Annotated in this window: 19 protein-coding genes; 12 read left to right on the top strand and 7 right to left on the bottom strand. The window is 72.2% G+C overall.

Going from position 1 to position 21,024, the window contains the following annotated elements:
• The first annotated feature begins 26 nt into the window (after window positions 1–26).
• The 3 genes from AB0M79_RS14875 (at window position 27) to AB0M79_RS14865 (ending at window position 2,332) form a co-directional block, all read left to right on the top strand.
• Window positions 27–1,109 (top strand): hypothetical protein, encoded by a 1,083-nt coding sequence (locus AB0M79_RS14875; RefSeq protein WP_364212917.1) that lies wholly within the window; start codon window positions 27–29, stop codon window positions 1,107–1,109.
• Window positions 1,110–1,184: 75 nt separating this feature from the next.
• Complete coding sequence (locus tag AB0M79_RS14870; protein WP_364212914.1) at window positions 1,185–1,721, top strand: helix-turn-helix domain-containing protein; 537 nt, start codon at window positions 1,185–1,187, stop codon at window positions 1,719–1,721.
• Window positions 1,722–1,753: 32 nt separating this feature from the next.
• Window positions 1,754–2,332: a PIN domain-containing protein gene (locus AB0M79_RS14865; RefSeq protein WP_364212911.1), complete on the top strand. Its 579-nt coding sequence runs from the start codon at window positions 1,754–1,756 to the stop codon at window positions 2,330–2,332.
• 37 nt (window positions 2,333–2,369) lie between these two features.
• Here the strand turns inward: AB0M79_RS14865 and AB0M79_RS14860 are convergent, their stop codons facing one another.
• Window positions 2,370–3,056, bottom strand: coding sequence for an NUDIX hydrolase (locus tag AB0M79_RS14860; protein WP_364212908.1), 687 nt, complete (start codon window positions 3,054–3,056; stop codon window positions 2,370–2,372).
• 70 nt (window positions 3,057–3,126) lie between these two features.
• On the opposite strand from AB0M79_RS14860, the gene AB0M79_RS14855 reads away from it, so the two are divergent.
• From AB0M79_RS14855 to AB0M79_RS14845, 3 genes are all read left to right on the top strand, one after another.
• Window positions 3,127–4,188, top strand: a complete 1,062-nt coding sequence (locus AB0M79_RS14855; RefSeq protein ID WP_364212905.1) for an SPFH domain-containing protein — start codon at window positions 3,127–3,129, stop codon at window positions 4,186–4,188.
• Between the two features lie 76 nt (window positions 4,189–4,264).
• Entirely contained in the window at window positions 4,265–5,170 is a 906-nt protein-coding gene (locus tag AB0M79_RS14850; RefSeq protein WP_364212902.1) for a hypothetical protein, read from the top strand.
• 148 nt (window positions 5,171–5,318) lie between these two features.
• A complete protein-coding gene (locus tag AB0M79_RS14845; RefSeq protein ID WP_364212899.1) occupies window positions 5,319–5,768 on the top strand; it encodes a VOC family protein in 450 nt (149 codons plus the stop codon).
• A gap of 38 nt (window positions 5,769–5,806) precedes the next feature.
• Here AB0M79_RS14845 and AB0M79_RS14840 read toward each other — a convergent pair whose 3' ends face one another.
• The 3 genes from AB0M79_RS14840 to AB0M79_RS14830 form a co-directional block, all read right to left on the bottom strand.
• Window positions 5,807–7,033, bottom strand: a complete 1,227-nt coding sequence (locus AB0M79_RS14840; protein WP_364212896.1) for a hypothetical protein — start codon at window positions 7,031–7,033, stop codon at window positions 5,807–5,809.
• Window positions 7,034–7,114: 81 nt separating this feature from the next.
• Window positions 7,115–8,830: a GTPase gene (locus AB0M79_RS14835; protein WP_364212893.1), complete on the bottom strand. Its 1,716-nt coding sequence runs from the start codon at window positions 8,828–8,830 to the stop codon at window positions 7,115–7,117.
• Window positions 8,827–10,563 carry an ABC transporter gene (locus AB0M79_RS14830; protein WP_364213565.1) on the bottom strand — a complete coding sequence of 579 codons (1,737 nt, stop codon included), beginning with the start codon at window positions 10,561–10,563 and terminating at the stop codon, window positions 8,827–8,829. Before AB0M79_RS14830 ends, AB0M79_RS14835 begins: the two co-directional genes overlap by 4 nt.
• A gap of 399 nt (window positions 10,564–10,962) precedes the next feature.
• On the opposite strand from AB0M79_RS14830, the gene dnaK reads away from it, so the two are divergent.
• From dnaK to AB0M79_RS14805, 5 genes are all read left to right on the top strand, one after another.
• Window positions 10,963–12,855: a molecular chaperone DnaK gene (gene dnaK, locus AB0M79_RS14825; protein ID WP_357543060.1), complete on the top strand. Its 1,893-nt coding sequence runs from the start codon at window positions 10,963–10,965 to the stop codon at window positions 12,853–12,855.
• Between the two features lie 37 nt (window positions 12,856–12,892).
• The gene (gene grpE / locus AB0M79_RS14820) at window positions 12,893–13,771 is read left to right on the top strand and encodes a nucleotide exchange factor GrpE (protein WP_364212889.1); all 879 of its coding nucleotides are present in this window, start codon (window positions 12,893–12,895) and stop codon (window positions 13,769–13,771) included.
• Between the two features lie 37 nt (window positions 13,772–13,808).
• Window positions 13,809–14,990 (top strand): molecular chaperone DnaJ, encoded by a 1,182-nt coding sequence (dnaJ, locus tag AB0M79_RS14815; RefSeq protein ID WP_357543056.1) that lies wholly within the window; start codon window positions 13,809–13,811, stop codon window positions 14,988–14,990.
• A 39-nt stretch (window positions 14,991–15,029) separates the two neighbouring features.
• A complete protein-coding gene (locus AB0M79_RS14810) occupies window positions 15,030–15,473 on the top strand; it encodes a MerR family transcriptional regulator (RefSeq protein WP_364212886.1) in 444 nt (147 codons plus the stop codon).
• Between the two features lie 95 nt (window positions 15,474–15,568).
• Window positions 15,569–15,772: an antitoxin gene (locus tag AB0M79_RS14805; protein ID WP_357543052.1), complete on the top strand. Its 204-nt coding sequence runs from the start codon at window positions 15,569–15,571 to the stop codon at window positions 15,770–15,772.
• Window positions 15,773–15,865: 93 nt separating this feature from the next.
• Here the strand turns inward: AB0M79_RS14805 and AB0M79_RS14800 are convergent, their stop codons facing one another.
• From AB0M79_RS14800 to AB0M79_RS14790, 3 genes are all read right to left on the bottom strand, one after another.
• On the bottom strand, window positions 15,866–16,297 hold the full coding sequence (locus tag AB0M79_RS14800; RefSeq protein ID WP_364212883.1) for a hypothetical protein: 432 nt from the start codon (window positions 16,295–16,297) through the stop codon (window positions 15,866–15,868).
• A gap of 137 nt (window positions 16,298–16,434) precedes the next feature.
• The gene (locus AB0M79_RS14795; protein ID WP_364212880.1) at window positions 16,435–17,640 is read right to left on the bottom strand and encodes a cation:proton antiporter; all 1,206 of its coding nucleotides are present in this window, start codon (window positions 17,638–17,640) and stop codon (window positions 16,435–16,437) included.
• A gap of 4 nt (window positions 17,641–17,644) precedes the next feature.
• The gene (locus AB0M79_RS14790) at window positions 17,645–18,145 is read right to left on the bottom strand and encodes a cation:proton antiporter regulatory subunit (protein ID WP_364212877.1); all 501 of its coding nucleotides are present in this window, start codon (window positions 18,143–18,145) and stop codon (window positions 17,645–17,647) included.
• A gap of 146 nt (window positions 18,146–18,291) precedes the next feature.
• Between AB0M79_RS14790 and clpB the strand changes: the two genes are divergently transcribed.
• Entirely contained in the window at window positions 18,292–20,883 is a 2,592-nt protein-coding gene (gene clpB / locus AB0M79_RS14785; protein ID WP_364212874.1) for an ATP-dependent chaperone ClpB, read from the top strand.
• The last annotated feature ends 141 nt before the right edge of the window (window positions 20,884–21,024 follow it).

The raw sequence follows: 21,024 nt of genomic DNA, 5'->3' as shown, positions 1-21,024 counted from the left end.
CGCCAGCCCCGCGTGCAGGAGGGACCATGAGCATCCCCCCGATGGCCCCGGCCACCCGACGACGTCCGCCCTACGCCATCTTCGCGGTCGGCTGGGAGGCCGTACTGCTGCTCGTCACGGTCATCGCCGTCGGCGTCATCGCCCTCCAGGTGCCGCTGCTGCGCGGCGGCAACTACTGGTACGGCGTCGCGACGCTGGGGCTGCTCGCGTCCGGCTTCGCCCTCTCGCTGCGGACGGCCACCCCCAACCTGGCGGTCGTCGGCCAGGCCACCCTGGCCGGGGTGGTCTACGCGAAACTGGTGGCCGACAGCGGGTGGGCGGCGGTCCCCGCCGGGCTGGTCGCCGTACTCGTGCTGCTCGTCTCCGGTGCCTTTCTCGGCCTGGTCGCCGGCCTGACCACCGCACCCGGGTGGGCGGTCTCGCTCGGCGGGCTGATCTTCGTGCAGGCGATCGCTCTGGCCATGATCGACGGAAGGTCGCTCGCGATCCCCACCAGCGGGCGGCCCGGCACCGGTACGACGATCCTCTGGGCGGTGCTGTTTCTCGTCATCTCGATCGGTGGCGGCCTGCTCTGGCTGGTGCCGAAGGTGCGTACCCTGCTCGCCGCCAACCGGTTCCCCGGCGACCCGGTGCCCGGCTGGCGACTGACCCGCCTGCTCGGTGCCGTCGTCGGCTTCACCGGATCGAGCGTCCTCGCCGCCCTCGCCGGGATCGTGGCCGCCAACCAGCTCCGGGTCGTCAGCGGCCTCGTCGACCTGAGCCAGCTCGCCCTGGTCGTGGGTGCGGTGCTGCTCGGCGGCGTCAGCGTCTTCGGCCGGCGCGGCGGGGTGGCCGGCACCGCCCTCGCGGTCGTCCTCCTCGTCGCGATCAACTTCTATCTCACGCTGGAGGGCGCGCCGCGGTGGATCGCGTACGGCGTGGTGCCGGCGCTGGCGGTCCTGGGCGGCATCGGCATCGGTCGCGGTCTGGAGGCGTTGGCCGGCCCCGAGTCCGACGAGCCGTCCGCACCCACCCCACCCGGGTACGCCCCGGCGTCCGCCGCGTACTCGCCAACGCCGGCGAACTACGTGCCACCGCAGGCTGCCGGCAGCTTCGGACCCAATCCGTAACAGGCCCGGTTGACCCTCGGCCGCTCGTAGGCGCAAGAAACGAAAGTGGCTACGATACTTGCGAAAGGGGGAGCCGTGCGAGGAGTTGCTGTCCGACGAGAGACGTATCTGCCGGACCCGGACGGTGGGATCGCGCAGATCTACGACTTCATGGAGGCCCACGAGTCGGCGGACCTGAGCCGAGATGCCCCTTCCTCCTACTACCTGGCGGGGCCGGCCCTGGCTGACCGGGTCGAACTCCCGGTCGAGGTCTACCAGGTGCTTCGTCAGGTGGTGGCCGCGCTGCGGGAGGGGCTCGCGGTTACCGTCGCACCGTTCACCCAGACCCTCACCACGCAGCAGGCGGCGGATCTGCTCGGAGTCAGTCGGCCGACCGTGATCAAGCTGCTCGACGAGGGACGGATCCAGTTCGAGAGGGTGGGTACTCACCGCCGCGTTTCCCTCCAGGACGTGCTCGCATACCGGGAACGGCGTAGGCAGGAGCAGTACGCGGCGCTCGAAGCGACAAGTGTCGGTCTCGAGGATGAAGAAGATCTTGAGACCACGCTGCGGGAATTGCGGGAGGCGCGCCGGGCGGTGGCAAAATTGAACCGGGGTTCCAAACGCGATTAGTCTGTTACACCGTTTGATGTCAGAATTCCGCGGTGTTCCTGGTGCTGCTGGATACCTGTGTTTTGTGGCCAAGTTTGCAGCGCGACTTCCTGCTTTCACTGGCGGTCGAAGGCGTATATCGGCCGGCCTGGAGTTCCACGATCCTTGCTGAGCTCGAGTTTCATGAGACGCGTAAGTTGATGCGGCGCGGTACGGACCGCCGGACAGCGGCGCGCCGTGCGCGCTGGCTCGTCGAGCAGATGCGCAAGGCGTTTCTGGATGCCGAGGTCCAGGGATGGGAAGCGCTGGTCGGCACGTACGGCCTGCCGGATCCCGACGATGAGCATGTCGTGGCGGCGGCGGTTGTCGCGGGTGCCGGCGCGATCGTCACCCACAACATCAAGGACTTTCCGGCTGAGCGGCTGCCTACGGGGTTGCAGGTGCTCGACCCGGTGGAATTCGCGGAGGCCACCGTCTCGCTCGACCCGGTGAGCGCGCGTCGAGCGGTGTCCGCAATCGCCCGGCGCTCGGGCAGGATGGGTGTCGAGATGGCCGAGGGCGAGATTCTGGATTTGTTGGCGCGTCGGTACGGGATGACGCACTTGGTGCAATGGATCAGATTCGGAGAATGAAAGCCTCGGGTCGTTTTGATCCCAACTGATTCAGGAATCAGCGGTCCGGGGTGGGGCGGATTATCGGGGGATGCAGGGCGGTTGCCGGGCCGCGGCGGAAGACCTGGGCGGGCCGGCCACGTTCGCCCTCCGTCGCCCGGCCGGCCGGCACGAGGAATCCGGGCGTACCGGTGACCTTGCGGTGGAAGTTGCGCGGGTCGAGGCGGGTCTCCCAGACCGTCTCGTAGACCGTCCGCAGTTGCGCCACGGTGAACTCCGGCGGGCAGAAGGCCGTGGCGAGCGGGGTGTATTCGAGCTTGGCGCGGGCCCGTTCGAGGCCGTCGGCGAGGATCCGGTCGTGGTCGAAGGCGAGGTTGCGGGCCCGGGCCACCGGCAGCCATTCCGCTCCCGCGGCGTCGGTGCCGGCGACCGGGGCGGGCAGGTCGGGTAGCAGGGCCAGGTAGGCGACGGTGACGACCCGGCCGCGCGGGTCGCGGTCCGGGGTGCCGTACGTGCCGAGCTGCTCCAGGTGGGCGGCGGCACCGGTCAGCCCGGTCTCCTCGGCGAGTTCGCGTTCGGCGGCCCGGGGCAGGTCCTCGTCGACACGTACGAAGCCGCCGGGCAGGGCAGGTGCGTCCTCGTACGGCGGCACGCCGCGCCGGATCAGCAGCACGGCCAGTCCGTCGGCGCGGATGGTCAGGACGACGAGGTCGACGGTCACGGCGAACGGCGGGTACTCGCTCATGTGATTTATCACCACCTTGACGAGAATCTATCATCGAGATTATCGTCAGTGCGACGAAAAGAGGTTCGAGATGGCCGACGTGACTGCCCGTCTGTTCCTGCGTCACCTGCGTGGCGCCCCCACCTCCTGGGTCCGGCATCTCGTCAACGGCAAGATCCGGCACGAGGGCGTCGGCCAGTCCTACTGGTACCGCCCGCTCGTGTCGGTGCTGAGCGAGGTGCCGATCGACGACCGCGAACTGCCTCTGCTCTTCCACGCCCGGACCGGCGACTTCGCCGACGTGACCGTGCAGGCGACCGTCACGTACCGGGTCGCCGACCCGGCGGTGGCCGCCAGCCGGCTCGACTTCTCGGTCGACCCGCGCAACGGGACCGCGCGGGCGCGACCGCTCGACCAGGTCGCCACCCTGCTCGCCGAACTCGCCCAGCAGCCCGCGCTCGACCTGCTCGCCCGGGTGCCGCTCGCCGAGGCGCTGACCAACATCGCCCCGGTCCGCGAGGCGGTCTCGGCCGCCCTGCGCGCCGAACCCCGGCTCGCCGACATCGGGGTGACCGTGGTCAGCGCCCGGGTCGTCGCGGTCCGGCCCGAGCCGGAGATGGAACGTGCCCTGCAGACCCCGACCCGCGAGGCGGTGCAGGTCGAGTCGGACCGGGCCACGTACGCCCGGCGGGCGCAGGCGGTCGAGCAGGAGCGGGCCATCGCCGAGAACGAGATGCAGAACAAGATCGAGCTGGCCCGCCGGGAGCAGCAGCTCGTCGAGCAGCGGGGCGCCAACGACCGCCGCAAGATCGAGTTGGCCGCCGACGCCGAACTCGCCGCCGCGCAGGGCAAGGCCGAGCGGGAGAAGGTCGCCAACACCGCCGCCGCGGAGCGGGCCCGGGTGCTCGCCGCCGCCGAGGCCGACAAGGAACGTACCCTCGCCGCCGCCCGGGCGGACGGCGTACGGGCGGTCGGGCTCGCCGAGGCCGAGGCCGAGTCGGCGAAGCTGGCCGCGTACGCCGACCTGCCGCCCGGTGTGCTCCAGGCGCTCGCGGTCAAGGAACTCGCCGGCCAGTTGCCGGCGATCAACCAGCTCACCGTGACTCCCGACATGCTCACCGACCTGCTCGCCCGTCTCGGCGGCCAACGATGAAGGCGCCCGGGTGTCCCCGGGTGAAGGCGCCCGGCCGACCCGAGGAGGGGCGGGCCGGCCGGGGCGGGGCGGACCGGTGAGCGGCACGCTCGCCCCCAGGGTGGTCGTGGTCAGCCGGCGCAGCGAACTGGACGAGCTGCTGGTCCGGCACGGCACCCGGGCGGCGGCCGGCTTCTACCTGCGGCAGCGGGGGCGGGACCTGGACGAGGTCGCCGCCCGGCACGACGCGCTCCAGGCGGCGCTGACCACGGTCGGCGCCGCCGTCCCGGCCGACTGGCGGCGCGGTCACGTCGACCGCGACGACCTGGCCCGGTTCCTGTTCGCGCCGGAGGACATCGTGGTCGCGGTCGGGCAGGACGGACTGGTCGCCAACGTCGCCAAGTACCTCGACCGGCAGCCGGTCGTCGGCGTCGACCCGGAGCCGGGCCGCAACGCCGGCGTACTCGTGCGGTTCGCCCCGGCCGCCGTCGCCCGGCTGCTGCCGGCGGTCGCCGCCGGCCGTGCCGCCGTGCAGGCCCGGACCATGGTCCGGGCCGTCCTCGACGACGGTCAGGACCTGGTCGGCCTCAACGAGGTGTACGTCGGGCATCCGTCGCACCAGTCCGCCCGGTACGTCGTCGGCGTCCCCGGCGGCCGGCGGGAGCGGCAGTCGTCGTCGGGGGTGGTGGTCGGCACCGGCACCGGGGCGACCGGCTGGTGTGCCTCGATCGTCCGGGACCGGCCGGAAGCGCCGGCGCTGCCCGGCCCGGTGGACGAGGCGCTGTGCTGGTTCGTGCGGGAGGCGTGGCCGTCGCCGGCGACCGGGGTCGAACTGACCGGCGGCCGGCTCGCGGCCGGCGAGTCGATCGAGCTGACCGCCGAGGGGGAACGCCTGGTCGTCTTCGCCGACGGGGTCGAGACCGACCACCTGACGATGGCCTGGGGCCAGCGGGTGACCGTGGGCACGGCCGACCGCCGCCTCCGTCTGGTCGTACCGTCCTGAGGTGCGGGGTCGCACGCCGGCTGGCGGACGTCGATCAAGGAGTAGTTGCGTGATCGCTGTGCCGGTTCGGGTGATACATCCTCTTGATCAACGAGCGGTCAGCGGCAGGTCCCGGGAATGTGTCGGGCGTGCTCGATAGCGTCCGGGTATGACTGTGGGCTACCAGATCTCCTTCGACGCCGAGGATCCGCACCGGCTGGCCGCCTTCTGGGCCGAGGCGCTCGAATACGTGGTCGAGGACAACTCCGCCATGATCCGTGGACTGCTCGACGGCGGCCTGGTCACCGACGCCGACACCACCACCGTCGACGGGGTGCTGAGCTGGCGTGGTGCCGCCGCCATCCGCGACCCGGCAGCGCCCGTCGACGAGAAGAGCGGGATCGGCCTCGGTGGCCGGCTCCTCTTCCAGACCGTTCCCGAGGCCAAGACCGCGAAGAACCGGGTGCACCTCGACCTGCGCCCCGGCCCGGACCGCCGGGAGGAGGTCGTGGAGCGGCTGATCCAGCTCGGTGCCCGCCGGCTGTGGGACGGCCGGCAGGGGCCGAACACCTGGATCACCCTCGCCGACCCGGAGGGCAACGAGTTCTGCGTCGGCTGACCCGAGCCGGAACGGCAGCCGGGCGGCTGCCGGACCGGTCAGGCCGGTTCGTCGCCGCCGAGCCGCTGCCGGTTCGCCTCGATCCAGGCGTCGAGCGCGTCCGGGTCGTCGGGATCGATGCCTTCGGCCATCAGCTGCGCGACCGCGGCGGTGGCCGGGCTGCGCCGCTCGCCGGTGGTGTAGAGCCGGACGAACTCCGGAATCATGTCGTCGATCGCGGTGTCGGTCTGCGCCGCCGCCTGCGCCGGCAGGGCCCGCCGCCGGGTCGCGTACGCCGCCCATGCACGCACCACCCGGGGCAGCATCGCCGCGTCGTCCATGTCGAGCACGGCCCGCCGATGCACCCAGTCGAGCAGGAAGAGGCCGGCGACCGCCGGGCTCCACCGCATCGGGTCGGCGTCGGGGAACGACGCACCGTGGTCGAGCACCAGGCTGATGCAGAAGTGCAGGGACGCCAGGTCGGCCTCGGGCACCTCGTGCAGCCCGAAGCGGGCCGCCTCAGGTGAGTTCAGAAAGTCGCGTACGAGCGTGGTGCGCTCGTCGGCGGACATCTCCGGAATCTCCTCGACCGCCGCGAGCGCGGGCGTGGGCAGCAGCGCCAGCCGGGCGCCGACCAGTGCCCGGTCGGTGGCCAGTGAGCCCTCCTCGGGCAGGTTGCCCAGCTCGTCGGTGATCACCAGGTGCCGGGCGACCTCGCCGCGCAGCCGGCGCGGATCCTCGTCGCGGAACCAGGTCAACTCGTCGTCGGCACACATCTGCCGGACCTGGCCGAGGATCCGTTCCGCCGGGCCGCCGACGAACACGTCCTTGGTGATCCCGATGTTGTGGTCGACGAGGGCGACGACGGCGTGCTCCGGGCCGCCCGCCTCGGCGTCGTCGTAGGCGAAGGTGGCCAGGTAGGACGTCTGGTCGCCGTACACGTCGCCGTAGGCGTAGCTGCCGGTGAGCCGTACCTTGCCGAGGTGCGGCGACCACGACGGCGCCTGCGTGCCCGGCTTCACCGTCGCCGCGCCGGCGGCGTCGGGCACCAGGGTGGCGAAGACGTTGCGGATGGTGGTGGCCGCGGCGGTCCGGCGGCGGGAGGTGGCTGCGAGGAATCCGGTGACGAAGTCGCGGATCGCGGTGGCGCGGTCCTCCTCGGCGACCGCGTAGACGCTGCCGAGCAGTGCCGTGCCGAGCATCTCGGCGTCGAGGGCGCAGTCGAGCTTGGTCACGTCGCGGGCCGCGGCGAGCACCGCGTCGTAGGGGGTCTTTGGCGTGGCCATGGATCGACCCTACGCCCGCGGACGCCCGCCGGGTATCAGGAGCTACGGCTCGGCGGACCGTCGATGTCCCCCGTACGGGGGTCAGCGCGGCGGCGTCGCGGCGGCCAGCGCCTCCCGGGCCTGGGCGTACGCCTGGAGCACCGACCGGACCGGCGCGACGACGTGCTCCCGGCCGACCTCGGCCACGGCGGCCCGCAGCCGGTTTTCCGCCCTGGCCCGGGCCCGCCGGGCGGCGAACGAGGTCAGCGGCCGGACGGCCAGCGCGAGGAGCAGCCCGAGCAGCAACCCGCCGAGCAGCAGTGCGGTCGGCAGCGGCACCGCGCCGATCATCGGGTGTTCGAGGGCGGGCAGTTGCAGGGCGCGTAAGGCGTAGCCCAGCAGGAGCCAGCCGAGGCCGGCGACGGCGGCGAGGGTGACCAGCCACTGGAGCCCGCCGACGATCCGCCACCACACCGGGCGACCGCCGACGCCGAGGTCGGTGCCGGCCACCGCCCGGTCGAGCGCGTCGGGCAGGTCGCCGAGCCGGGACCGGGCGGCAACGGTGACCGCCGCCGGCCACGGCGCCGGAAGGGCCGCGCTGGACTTCGCGGCGACGGCACGTACGGCGAGCCCGACCGCGGACCGCTGCGCGGCCGTGGGGTCGGGTACCGAGGTCAGCGGGGTCGGTGCGGCCTCGTCGTCGGCCGTCTTCGGCGCGTCGGGGCCGGGCAGGTGCAGGCGGCGCAACGGGTCGGGCCGTAGCCGGCGCCAGCCCCGGACGATCGGCCAGCCGGTGGAGGCGGCGGCCCGGTGCCGGTATGCCCGCTCGGTGGCCTCGGCGACCGCCGGCACGCCGGCCGTCGCCGCGAGCGCGTCGGTCAGTTCCCGGACCGTCGTACGGTCGACGTCGTCCTCGGCGGCCGGCGGACCGATCAGGTCGGCCAGCCCGGCGGTCACCGCGTCGACGTCACCGGCGAGCCGGCGCAGGGCGGCCTGCCGCTCGGCGACGGTGTTCTCCAGGATTCCGCGCAGTTCGGTCATCGCCGCCGGGTCGACCGCCGACGTGGCGAGGACCGGCACCCCGTCGAGGCCGTCGGCGTCGAGGAGCCGGCGCAGGTCGTCGAGGACCAGGGGGAGGTCCGCCGCGGGCAGCCGGTCGGCCTGGTTGAGCACCACGAGTGTGACGTCGCGGTGCTGCTGGAAGCCGCGCAGGTAGCCGGTGTGCACCACCCGGTCGGCGTACTTCTGCGGGTCGACGACCCAGATCACCAGGTCGACCAGGCCGAGCAGGCGTTCGACCTCCAGCCGGTGCGCCCGTTCGACGGAGTCGAAGTCGGGCAGGTCGAGCAGGATCAGGCCGTGCAGGGCGGCCTCGTCGTCGCCGTCGAGCGCGCTCTCCCGGACGAACCGGTGGCGGGGCAGCACCCCGATCCAGTCCAGCAGCCGGTTGGCGCCGTCGAGCGGACCCCAGACGCAGGCGTGCGCGACGCCGGTGGTCGGCCGGCGTACGCCGACCGGCGACAGGTCGAGCCGGGCCAGGGCGTTGAAGAGGCTGGACTTGCCGCTGCCGGTCGCGCCGGCCAGGGCCACCACCGTGTGGTCGCGGGACAGCGCGAGCCGGGCCCCGGCGCGTTCGATCAGGGTGTGGGCGGCGCCGAGCCGGTCCTCGGGCACGTGGTCGGTGGTGGCCCGGACGAACCGTTCGACCGCACCGACCCGGGCCAGCAGGGCGTCGGGGTCGACCCGCCGGTCACCGCGGAGCCGGTCCCGTACCTTTCCGACGAGGTCGCCGACCGACCGGCCCGTCGCTGCGCTCACCGGGCGGCCCCGGGCAGCGTGAACGGTGCGTCGGTGGTCAGGTCGGCGGCGGTGCGGGCGGCCTCGACGTCGGCCGCCGCCCGGCGCAGTTCCTGGCCGGGGTCGGGGCCGACCGCGCGGATCCGGACGAGGTAGCGGGCCGCCTCCTCGTCGAGCAGCTTCTCCAGCCGCTCCAGAAGGTCCTCGCGGGACCGGCTGGCCATGTTGCGGACGGCCTGGTCGCCGAAGATCGCCTCGAGCACCTTCTGGGCGGCGACGGTGGTGCCGGCGCCGGCGGCCACCTCCAGCCCGGTCGGGATGAAGGCGGTCGACGCGAACACGGCGATCATGACGGCGAGCCCGGTGGCGTTGACCGCGTACGCCGCGCTACGGGCGACGAACCGCTTGTCGCCGCCCTCGGCGCGGACCAGTTCGAGCACGCCGCGCTGCCAGTCACGGATCAGCCGCTCGGCGCGCTGCGGCAGATCGGCCGAGGGGCGTCCCAGTTCGGGTTCGAGCAGCGCCGCCCCGGCCGGGTGCGACTGCCAGCCGCCGTACGCGTGCTCGGCGGCGTCGGCCGCCACCCCGCGTACGAGGGTCACCAGCTGCGACTCGATCGCGGTCTGCAGTTGGGTCGCCGGGGCGGGGCGCCCGGTCAGCGCGGCGACCAGCCGGTCCCGGACCCGCCCGACGCGCGCCTCCAGGGTGCGGAAGAACTCGCCGGTGCCGATGTACTCCTGCCAGCGGGCGAGTACCTCGCCGCGGAGCAGCCGGCCGTCCTGGAGACCTTCCTCGAAGGTGCGCCGGGCGGCGCGGTAGGAGGTGCGTACCCGTTCGTCGAGGACCCCGGCGGCGGCCGCCTGGTCGTCGGCGGCACCGGCCAGCGTGGCGACCGCCGGCGCGAGGGCGGCGAGGGCGCCGTCGAGGGTCTGCCGGACCACCGCGGCGCGGGCGGCGGCGTCGCCGGCGAGCTGCTGGAACCAGTCCCGCAACGGCTCGGTGACCTGGTACGGCAGCAGGCCCTGGCCGTCGACGTCGGTCTCCGGCAGCACGAACAGCGGTGCCGCCGCGAGGTCGTGGGCGGCGAGCATCTCGGACAGGTGGTCGGCCACCTCGTCACTTGCCTCCGGTGGCACCCGGTCGAGGACGAGGGCGATCACGGTGCCGCGCAGCCGCGCGGTGCGCAGCAGCTCCCAGGGGACGGCGTCGGCGTAGCGGGCCGCGGTGGTGACGAACAGCCACAGGTCGGCGGCGGCGAGAAGCTGGCCGGCGAGGGCCCGGTTGGCGTCGACGACGGAGTCGATGTCGGGGGCGTCGAGGAACGCGAGGCCGGGGGGCAGCGCGGGCGCGGCGACCAGTTGCAGGGTGCCGGGGTCGTCGCCGGGCTCGGTGGTACGCGTCAGGCCGGGCAGCAGGTCGCCCTGGCGGAACCAGCCGATGTCGGCCGGGTTGGCGACGAGCACCGGCGACCGGGTGGTGGGCCGCAGCACCCCGGAGGCCGTGACCCGGGCCTGGACGATGCTGTTGACCAGGGTCGACTTGCCGGCGCCGGTGGAGCCGCCGACGACGACGAGCAACGGCGCGTCGAGCCGGGCCAGCCGGGGCAGCAGGTAGTCGTCGAGTTGCGCGACGAGGGCGGCACCGACCCGTCGTGCGTCGTCGGCGGAGGGCAGCACCAGCGGGTAGGCCGACGAATCGATCACGGTCCGGAGTCGGTGCAGGGCGTCCGGGAGGGCCGACGTGTCCTCGGTCACGTCCGCCTCGGCGGGCTCGGCGGCGCCGGCATCCGGGTCGTCGGTCGAGGGCTTCTCAGCCGGCGAGTCGGATTTTTCGGGACTATTCACGCTGGAATCGTCGGCGGGCGTCTCGACGACATCCTCGGGCGGCTCGGGAACGACGGACACGCCGGGATCGGTGGTCGGGTCACCCTGCGTCGTCACGGGTAAAAGGGTGCCTGATCCGTGCACCAGTCACAACATGAACCGCCCTGGGGGCTCCCTGCCCGCGATCGGTGTACGGGGTGGTCAGGGTGGGTCCGTCGACCCAGAGTTGCGTGTACCCGACTCAATGCCAACTTGACGCTGCCGATGATCGTGGCACTATTGAGTCCGGTCCACTCAACTTGTGACAACCAGTGAAGCGAGGAAGCGAAGATGGCACGTGCGGTCGGCATCGACCTCGGCACGACGAACTCCTGCGTCAGCGTTCTCGAGGGTGGTGAGCCCACCGTCATCGCCAACGCCGAGGGCTCCCGTACCACGCCCTCGATCGTGGCGTTCGCGCGTAACGGCGAGGTGCTCGTCGGTGAGGTCGCGAAGCGCCAGGCGGTGACCAACCCGGACCGGACCATTCGTTCGGTCAAGCGTGAGATCGGCTCCAGCTGGTCCGTCGACATCGACGGCAAGAAGTACACCCCGCAGGAGATCTCGGCGCGCACGCTGATGAAGCTCAAGCGGGACGCCGAGGCGTACATGGGCGAGCAGATCACCGACGCGGTGATCACCGTTCCGGCGTACTTCAACGACGCGCAGCGCCAGGCCACCAAGGAGGCCGGTGAGATCGCCGGCTTCAACGTCCTGCGGATCGTCAACGAGCCGACCGCGGCGGCGCTGGCGTACGGCCTGGACAAGGGCTCCAAGGAGCAGACCGTCCTGGTCTTCGACCTCGGCGGCGGCACGTTCGACGTCTCGCTGCTGGAGCTGGCCGAGGGCGTCATCGAGGTCAAGTCGACCAGCGGTGACAACCACCTCGGTGGCGACGACTGGGACGAGCGGATCATCGACCACCTGGTCAAGACGTTCCGTGGCCAGCACGGCGTCGACCTGTCGCAGGACAAGATGGCCATGCAGCGGCTGCGCGAGGCCGCCGAGAAGGCCAAGATCGAGCTGTCCGCGGCGTCGACCAGCAACATCAACCTGCCGTACATCACGGCCGGCCCGGCCGGCGCCGACGGTGCCCCGTCCGCGCCGCTGCACCTCGACGTCACCCTGACCCGCGCCGAGTTCCAGCGCATGACGCAGGACCTGCTCGACCGCACCAAGGGCCCGTTCGAGCAGGCCGTCAAGGACGCCGGCGTCAAGGTGTCCGACATCGACCACGTCATCCTGGTCGGCGGCTCGACCCGGATGCCGGCCGTCACCGATCTGGTCAAGCAGCTCATCGGCCGCGACCCCAACAAGGGCGTCAACCCCGACGAGGTCGTCGCCGTCGGTGCCGCGCTGCAGGCCGGCGTGCTCAAGGGCGAGGTCAAGGACGTCCTGCTGCTCGACGTGACCCCGCTGAGCCTGGGCATCGAGACCAAGGGCGGCATCTTCACCAAGCTCATCGAGCGCAACACCACCATCCCGACCAAGCGCTCCGAGGTCTTCACCACGGCCGACGACAACCAGCCGTCGGTGCTGATCCAGGTCTTCCAGGGTGAGCGCGACATCGCCGCCTACAACAAGAAGCTCGGCACCTTCGAGCTGACCGGCCTCCCGCCGGCGCCGCGCGGCGTGCCGCAGGTCGAGGTGACGTTCGACATCGACGCCAACGGCATCGTCCACGTCAACGCCAAGGACCTCGGTACCGGCAAGGAACAGTCGATGACGATCACCGGCGGCTCGGCGCTGCCGAAGGACGACATCGAGCGGATGATGCGCGACGCCCAGGACCACGCCGACGAGGACAAGCGGCGGCGCGAGGAGGCGGAGACCCGCAACCTGGCCGAGCAGCTCCAGTGGCAGACCGAGAAGTTCCTCGCCGAGAGCGGCGACAAGCTTCCGGCCGAGTCCCGCGACCAGATCAACGACGCGCTCGGCGACCTGCGCGGCGCCCTCGGCGGCTCCGACCTGGAGAAGATCAAGTCGGCGCACGAGAAGCTGGCCCAGGTCTCGCAGCAGGCCGGCTCGCTGCTCTACGCGCAGCAGGCCGAGCAGGGCGCGTCGGCGGGTGCCGGCGAGGCTCCGGGCGGTGCCGGTGCGACCGGTGCGACCGGTGGCCCCTCGGCGGGGGCCGACGACGTGCTCGACGCCGAGATCGTCGACGAGGACAAGGGCAAGAAGTGACCCGTCGTCCCGATGTCGAACGGAGTGAGGTAACCGAATGACGGACCAGCCACGAGCCGCCGCCCCGGCATCCGGGTCGGCGCCGGGTGGCTCCGCGTCCGGCGACGCGGCCGACGGCCGTCCCGCCGAGCGCGTCGTCATCCGCGACAAGCGCAAGATCGACCCCACCGGTGGCGCGGGGCAACCCGCCGCCACCGGCGGCAAGGAGACCGCCGCCGGGCAGCCGGCGGACGGCGAGCCGAAGCCGGCGGCCAAGGCCGGGCCGGCGGGCGACGACGGCACCCGGGCAGCCGAGGAATCGGTCGTCGAGGACACCGCGAGCGGTGAGGTCTCGGCGAGCGAGGAGCCGGCTCCCGGCGACGACGCCGAGCGCCCGGCCGCCGAGGGCGAGGTCCTGGTCGGCGAGGTGGAGGAGACCGTCGAGGAGGCCACCGCCCCCGTCGTCGACGCGCCCACGCCGGCCGCCGGGGCCAAGCCGCTCGGGGCCGAGCTGGAGGCACTGCGGGCCGAGCTCGACGAGCGGACCCGTGACGTCCAGCGGGTGTCGGCGGAATACGCCAACTACCGCAAGCGGGTCGACCGGGACCGCGGGGTGGCCGCCGAGCAGACGACCGGCACGGTGCTCACCGAGCTGCTGCCGGTGCTCGACGACCTCGACCGGGCCCGCGACCACGGTGACCTGGTCGGGCCGTTCGGCTCCGTCGCCGAGAAGCTCACCGCGGCACTCGGGAAGTTCGGGCTGACCGGCTTCGGGGAGAAGGGCGACCCGTTCGACCCGACCCGGCACGAGGCGGTCGCGCACCTGACCTCGGCCGAGGTCACCGAGCCGACCTGTGTCGAGGTGATGCGTCGGGGCTACCTGCTCGGCGAGCGTCTGCTCCGGCCGGCGCTGGTAGCGGTGGCCGATCCCGAGTGACCAGGTGACGACGGGCGTACGAGGGGAGGTGGACTAGATGGGTTCCAAGGACTGGCTGGAGAAGGACTTCTACTCGGTACTCGGTGTCTCGAAGTCCGCCTCCCCGGACGAGATCAAGAAGGCGTACCGGAAGATCGCCCGGGAGTCGCACCCGGACCACAACCCGGGCGACGCGCAGGCCGAGGAGCGGTTCAAGTCCGCGTCCGAGGCGTACGACGTGCTCTCCGACGAGCGCAAGCGCGGCGAGTACGACGAGATGCGCTCGTTGTTCGGTTCGGGGGCGTTCCGGCGCGGTGCACGGGCCGGTGGGCCGGGCGGCTACCCGTTCGACCCCTCCGATCTCTTCGGCGGGGCGGCGCAGGGCGGCGACCGGCGCTTCGGTGGCGCCGGGTTCTCCGACCTGTTCAGCTCGATCTTCTCCGGTGGCGGCGGACCCGGTCCGGGCCGCGGCACGGGGCCGAGCCGGGGCCGCGACGTCGAGACCGAGGTCGTGCTCGACTTCGGTGACGCCGTACGCGGCATCACCCTGCCGCTGTCGCTGCGGGCGCCCGGCGTCTGCGACACCTGCCACGGCAACGGCGCCCGGCCGGGCACCCAGCCCCGCACCTGTCAGCAGTGCCAGGGCTCCGGGCTGGTGACCCGCAACCAGGGGGCGTTCAGCTTCTCGGAGCCGTGCCGGGAGTGCCAGGGCGTCGGGACGATCGTCGAGGACAAGTGCCCGGAGTGCCACGGCACCGGCGGGGTCACCAAGACCCGTACGTTGAACGTCCGGTTCCCCGCCGGGGTGGCCGACGGGCAGCGGATCAGGCTGGCCGGGCGCGGTGAGCCCGGTGAGCGCGGTGGGCCGGCCGGCGACCTGTTCGTGCTGGTCAAGGTCCGTGGCGACGACCTGTTCGGGCGTACGGGCGACGACCTGACCCTGACCGTGCCGATCTCGTACGCCGAGGCGGTGGCCGGCACCGACCTGCGGGTCCCGACCCTGGACGGGGCGGTGACGCTGCGGGTGCCGCCGGGCACGCCGAGCGGGCGGAAGCTGCGGGCCCGGGGCAAGGGGGTCGTCCGGCGGGACGGCCAGCCGGGCGACCTGCTGGTGACGCTCGAAGTCGTCATACCGAAGGACCTGTCCGAGGAGGCCCGGGAGGCGCTGGAGAACTTCGCCAAGCTGGCACCGGCCCCTGATCGGGAACATATCGACGCCCGCGTGCGTCGGTCTGAGTGACGGTTTCCGGGAGGGGACGGGCATGAGGGAGGGGTTGTCATGACGGAGGAGTTCGTGATCTCGGTCACCGAGGCGTCCGACGCCAAGGTCTTGATGATCTCTGTGGCGGCGCGGATGGCCGGCATGCACCCGCAGACCCTGCGGCAGTACGACCGCCTGGGGCTGGTGCAGGCCGGCCGGGCCTCCGGCGGCGGCCGGCGCTACAGCGTGCGCGACGTGGTGCTGCTGCGCGAGGTGCAGCGGCTGAGCCAGGACGACGGGGTCAACCTGGCCGGCATCAAGCGGATCATCGGCTTGGAGCAGCTCGTCGAGCAGTTGCAGGAGCGGGTCGCGGCGATGGAGGCCGAGTTGGCCGCCGCCTACCGGCGGATCGCCGAACTGGAGGCGGTCGGGCCCTACCCGCGCCGTGACCTGGTGCCGACGAACCGTACGACGACGGCGCTGGTGGTCTGGCGGCCGGGCAGGTCGGGTGGCACGGACTGAGCCGTTCGGTCACCTGATCTGATCTTCTGGACTAATCTCCCTAATAGTTCGGAGGGCACAATCCGGACTAAAGGTCGACTAGGGAGGGGGTTGCGATGGGGATCGCCGACTCGTTCAAGGAGATGGCGGACAAGGCCGTCGACAAGCTCGGTGGCAGCGACAAGGCCAAGGAGGCCGTCGAGACCGCCGGCGACAAGGTGGACGAGCGGACCGGCGGCAAGTACGCCGGCCACGTCGACAAGGGCCAGGAGATGGCCCGCGACTACCTGGAGCGGAACCGGGACGACCGCACCGCCTGAACCGGGCGCACCCAGGGCGACACGGGGCCGGGACCCACGGGGGGTCCCGGCTCTGTCGTTTCCGCCCCGCTCGCCCCACCGGGGGGCCAGCCCTCAGGCCAGCCGGCGGCCGCTGCGGACCAGGCCGCCCTCGCACCAGTCGGGGTAGGCGAACAGGTGCGGTTTGGCCAGCAGCATCCGGCAGTTGTGCGCCCAGTTGACCATCAGTTCGTCACCGGCCCGTTCGGCCTGCTCGACCAGCTTGCGCAGCCGCCGCTTCGGGTGGGCGCGGAAGTTGGTGCGGATGCCGTCGGCGGCATAGATGTAGAGGCAGTGCAGGGCGAACCGGCGGGCCGGGCAGTTGCGGTCCATCGCCAGCTCGAAGAGGGTGCCGACCAGCCGGTCACCGGAGACCAGCAGATCCCAGTCCTGTGGCATCGACTGCAACGGGACCGAGTCGGGCCGGTAGGCCCAGGCCCGCAACTCGGCCGGGGACGGGTCGACCGGATTGCCGAAACCGGTGAAGCCCGACTGCTCCACGCCCACGGGTCGACCCTCCGCTCGCGACCGGGGAGCATGCCCCGCGGACAGCACAGTGGTTGCGGCGCAACGGTAACGCGCCGCACGGAGACTGCGGTAGCGCCGCGCGGGCCGGGCGGCCGGCCGTGCGCGGCGATCGAAGATCAGTCGGGTGCGGCCAGCGCCGTCCGGCGGCGGGCGGCACTGCGCTCGGCCAGCCACTTCTTGAACCACGGATAGTCGGGGATGCGGGCCAGCATCGGTCCACTGACGACGGTGATCAGGACGTACGCCGTGGCGAGGGCGGCCAGTTGCGGTTCGATGCCCGGTGTGGCGACCGCCAGTCCGGCGATGACGATCGAGAACTCGCCGCGCGGCATCAGCCCGAGCCCGGCCCGCCACCGGCCGGGTATGGCGATCCCGACCCGTTTCGCGGCCACGTAGCCGGTGACCACCTTGGTCGCCATGGTGATGACGGCCAGCGCGAGCGCGGGCAGCAGGACCGGCGGGATGTCGCGCGGATCGGTGGCCAGGCCGAAGAAGACGAAGAACACGGCGGCGAACAGGTCACGCAGCGGGGACAGCAGTTCGGTCGCGTTGTGGGCGACCGGGCCGGACAGGGCGATCCCGACCAGGAACGCGCCGACCGCCGCCGAGACGTTGAGCTGCGCGGCGATGCCGGCGACCAGCAGGGTCAGCCCGAGCACGCCGAGCAGCAGCGCCTCGGGGTCCTTGGCCGAGAACATGGTGGAGATGAGGTTGCCGTACCGGATCGCCACCACGAGCACGACGACGACGGTGAAGACCGCGACGGCGAGCGCGATCCCGCCGCCGATCAGGCCGGTGCCGGCCAGTACGGCGGTCAGCAGCGGCAGGTAGAGCGCCATCGCCAGGTCCTCGATGACCAGGACGGAGAGGATGACCGGCGTTTCCCGGTTGCCGAGCCGGCCGAGGTCGGCGAGCACCTTGGCGATCACGCCGGACGAGGAGACCCAGGTGATTCCGGCCAGTACGACGGCGGCCACCCAGCCCCAGCCGAGCAGCAACGCGAAGGCGGCGCCGGGCAGCGCGTTGAGTGCGCCGTCGACGAGCCCGGCCGGGGCGGCCGCGCGCAGGTTGCCGACCAGTTCGCTCGCCGTGTATTCGAGGCCGAGCATGACCAGCAGCAGGATCACGCCGATCTCGGCGCCGACGGCGAAGAACTCCTCGCTCGCCGACAGCGGCAGCAGGCCGCCGTGCCCGAAGGCGAGCCCGGCGAAGAGGTAGAGGGGGATGGGGGAGATGCCGAACCGGCGGCTGATCCGGCCGAGCAGGCCGAGCAGCAGGAGGAGGGCGCCGACCTCGATCAGAAGGGTGGTGGTGTGGTGCATCCGGTCAGCCGTCCGGGTCGCCGTCGGCGAGGATCGCGGTGACGCCGTCGAGCCCCTTGCGGGTGCCGACGACCACGACCACGTCACCGGCCTCGAACCGGAACTGCGGGCCGGGCGACGCGATGACCTCCCGGTCGCGCAGGATCGCGACGATCGACGCGCTGGTCCTGGTCCGGGCCTTGGTGTCACCGAGCGAGCGGCCGACGTACGTCGATCCGGCCGGGATGGCGATCTGTTCGGTCAGCAGCCCGGCGGCCTGCTGCCGGAGCCCGGCGAGCTGTCCCAGCATCAGCGACGCGCCCAGGATGTCGGCCAGCGCCTCGGCCTCGTCGTCGGTGAGCGGGATGTCCTCGGTCGAGGCGTCGGGATCGTCCTCGTCGTAGATGACCAGGTCACGCCGGCCGGTGCGGTGTGAGACCACACCCACCCGGCGGCCGGATTCGGTCACCACGTCGTGGCGTACCCCGATTCCGGGCAGGGTCGTCTGTTCCACGCGTACTCGCACGCCGCTCACCGTACTCGCGGGCGCAACGGTCTCCGGGGCGGTGAAATACGGGCGAAATGTGATCGGCGTCACTGCTCTAGAGTTGAGTGGAATAGACTCAAGTCTGGTTGTGTCGTGATCAGTGGACACGCCTGACAGGGGAGCCCATGAACGCCGAACGTCTTACCACGAAGAGCCGTGAAGTAATCACCGGCGCCGTCGCCATCGCCAGCCAGCGCGGGCACGCCACCGTCGAGCCGTGGCACCTGCTGCTGTCGCTGCTCGACACCGCGGGCTCGACCGCCGGTGGACTGCTGCGGGCGGTCGGCGCCAACCCCGTAGAACTGCGCCGGGCCGCCGCCCGGGCGGTGGAGAACATGCCGGCCGCGCGCGGCTCCAGCGTCGCCGAACCGAGCCTCGCCCGCGAGTTCGCCAACGCCATCGTCGCCGCCGAGCAGATCGCCCGCCCGCTCGGCGACGAGTACACCTCCACCGAACACCTCCTGGCCGGGCTGGCCCAGGTCGGTGGAGCCGTCGCCCAGGCGCTCAAGGCCGCCGGCGCCACCGAAGAGAACCTCGTCGCCGCTTTCCCGGCCGTCCGTGGCGGGGACCGCCGGGTCACCACCGCCGATCCGGAGCAGACCTACCAGGCCCTGGAGAAGTACGGCGTCGACCTGACCGCGAGTGCCCGGGACGGCAAGATCGACCCGGTGATCGGCCGCGACTCCGAGATCCGCCGGGTGATCCAGGTGCTGTCCCGGCGTACGAAGAACAACCCGGTGCTGATCGGCGAGCCCGGCGTCGGCAAGACCGCGATCGTGGAGGGCCTGGCCCAGCGGATCGTCGCCGGGGACGTACCCGAGTCGCTGCGCGACAAGAAACTGGTCTCCCTCGACCTCGGCGCGATGGTCGCCGGCGCGCAGTACCGCGGCCAGTTCGAGGAACGGCTCAAGTCGGTGCTGGAGGAGATCCGGGGAAGCGACGGCCAGGTGATCACCTTCCTGGACGAGCTGCACACCGTGGTCGGCGCCGGCAAGGGCGAGGGCTCGATGGACGCCGGCAACATGCTCAAGCCGATGCTGGCCCGCGGCGAACTGCGCATGGTCGGCGCCACCACCCTCGACGAATACCGCGCGCACATCGAGAAGGACCCGGCGCTGGAGCGGCGCTTCCAGCCGGTGCTGGTCGGCGAGCCGACCGTCGAGGACACCATCGGCATCCTGCGCGGCCTCAAGGAGCGCTACGAGGTGCACCACGGCGTACGGATCACCGACGCCGCGCTGGTCGCGGCCGCGTCGCTGTCCGACCGCTACATCACCGACCGCTTCCTGCCGGACAAGGCGATCGACCTGGTCGACGAGTCCGCCTCCCGGCTGCGGATGGAGATCGACTCGCGGCCGGTCGAGGTCGACGAGATCGAGCGGGCCGTCCGCCGGCTGGAGATCGAGGAGATGGCGCTGGCCAAGGAGCCCGACATCGCCTCCGCCGAGCGGCTCGAACGGCTGCGCAAGGAGCTGGCCGACCGGCGCGAGCAGCTGACCGCGCTCAGCGACCGCTGGCACCTGGAGAAGGACCACATCACCCGGATCTCCACCGCCAAGGAGGAGCTGGAACGCCTCGGCGGCGAGGCCGAACGCGCCGAACGCGACGGCGAGCTGGAACGCGCCGCCGAGCTGCGCTACGGCCGTATCCCGACCCTGCAGGGCGAACTGAAGCGGGCCGAGACCGAACTGGTCGGCCTGCAGGCCGACGGCGCGATGCTCAAGGAGGAGGTCGGCGCCGACGACATCGCCGCCGTCGTCGCCTCCTGGACCGGCATCCCCGCCGGCCGGCTGCTTGAGGGCGAGACCGCCAAGCTGCTGCGGATGGAGGATTCGCTCGGCGAACGGGTGATCGGCCAGCGGGAGGCCGTCACCGCGGTCTCCGACGCGGTCCGCCGGGCCCGCACCGGCATCGCCGACCCGGACCGGCCGACCGGTAGCTTCCTCTTCCTCGGCCCGACCGGCGTCGGCAAGACCGAGCTGGGCAAGGCGCTCGCCGAGTTCCTTTTCGACGACGAGCGGGCCATGGTTCGCATCGACATGAGCGAGTACGGCGAGAAGCACTCGGTGGCCCGGCTGGTCGGTGCCCCACCCGGCTACGTCGGCTACGAGGAGGGCGGCCAGCTCACCGAGGCGGTGCGCCGCCGGCCGTACTCGGTGGTGCTGCTGGACGAGGTGGAGAAGGCCCACCCGGACGTCTTCGACGTGCTGCTCCAGGTGCTCGACGACGGCCGGCTCACCGACGGCCAGGGCCGTACGGTCGACTTCCGCAACGCCATCCTGATCCTGACCTCCAACCTCGGCTCGGCCATGATCGCCGATCCGACTTTGACGGAGGAACAGCGGCGCGAAGAGGTGCTCGCGGTCGTCCGCACGCACTTCAAGCCGGAGTTCCTCAACCGGCTGGACGACATCGTGGTCTTCTCCTCGCTGACCGGCGAGGAACTGCGGTCGATCGTCGACATCCAGTTGGCCCGGATGCGGCGGCGGCTGGCCGACCGCCGGCTCACCCTGGATGTCAGCGACACCGCCCGGACCTGGCTGGCCGACCACGGATACGACCCGATCTACGGCGCCCGCCCGCTGCGCCGACTGGTCCAGGCGGCGATCGGCGACCGGCTGGCCAAGGCGCTGCTTGCCGGCGAGGTCCGCGACGGCGACACCGTCCGGGTGGACCTCGCCGAGGACAAGGACGGCCTCACGGTCGCCGCGGGCTGACCCGCGCACAGGGACGACGGCGCGGCCGGACCGTCGACGGTCCGGCCGCGCCGACGTTCCCCAAACCACAAGGTAAAACCCCAACCGGGGGGCCCATCCGACACATTTTTAACTAGGTTGGCAACCCCCGGTGGGGGGAGA

This window comes from Polymorphospora sp. NPDC051019 (assembly GCF_040683055.1).
Lineage (GTDB): Bacteria > Actinomycetota > Actinomycetes > Mycobacteriales > Micromonosporaceae > Polymorphospora > Polymorphospora lycopeni.
The sequence above is the reverse complement of the archived record's forward strand: the minus strand, read 5'-3'. Positions and strand labels throughout refer to the sequence as shown.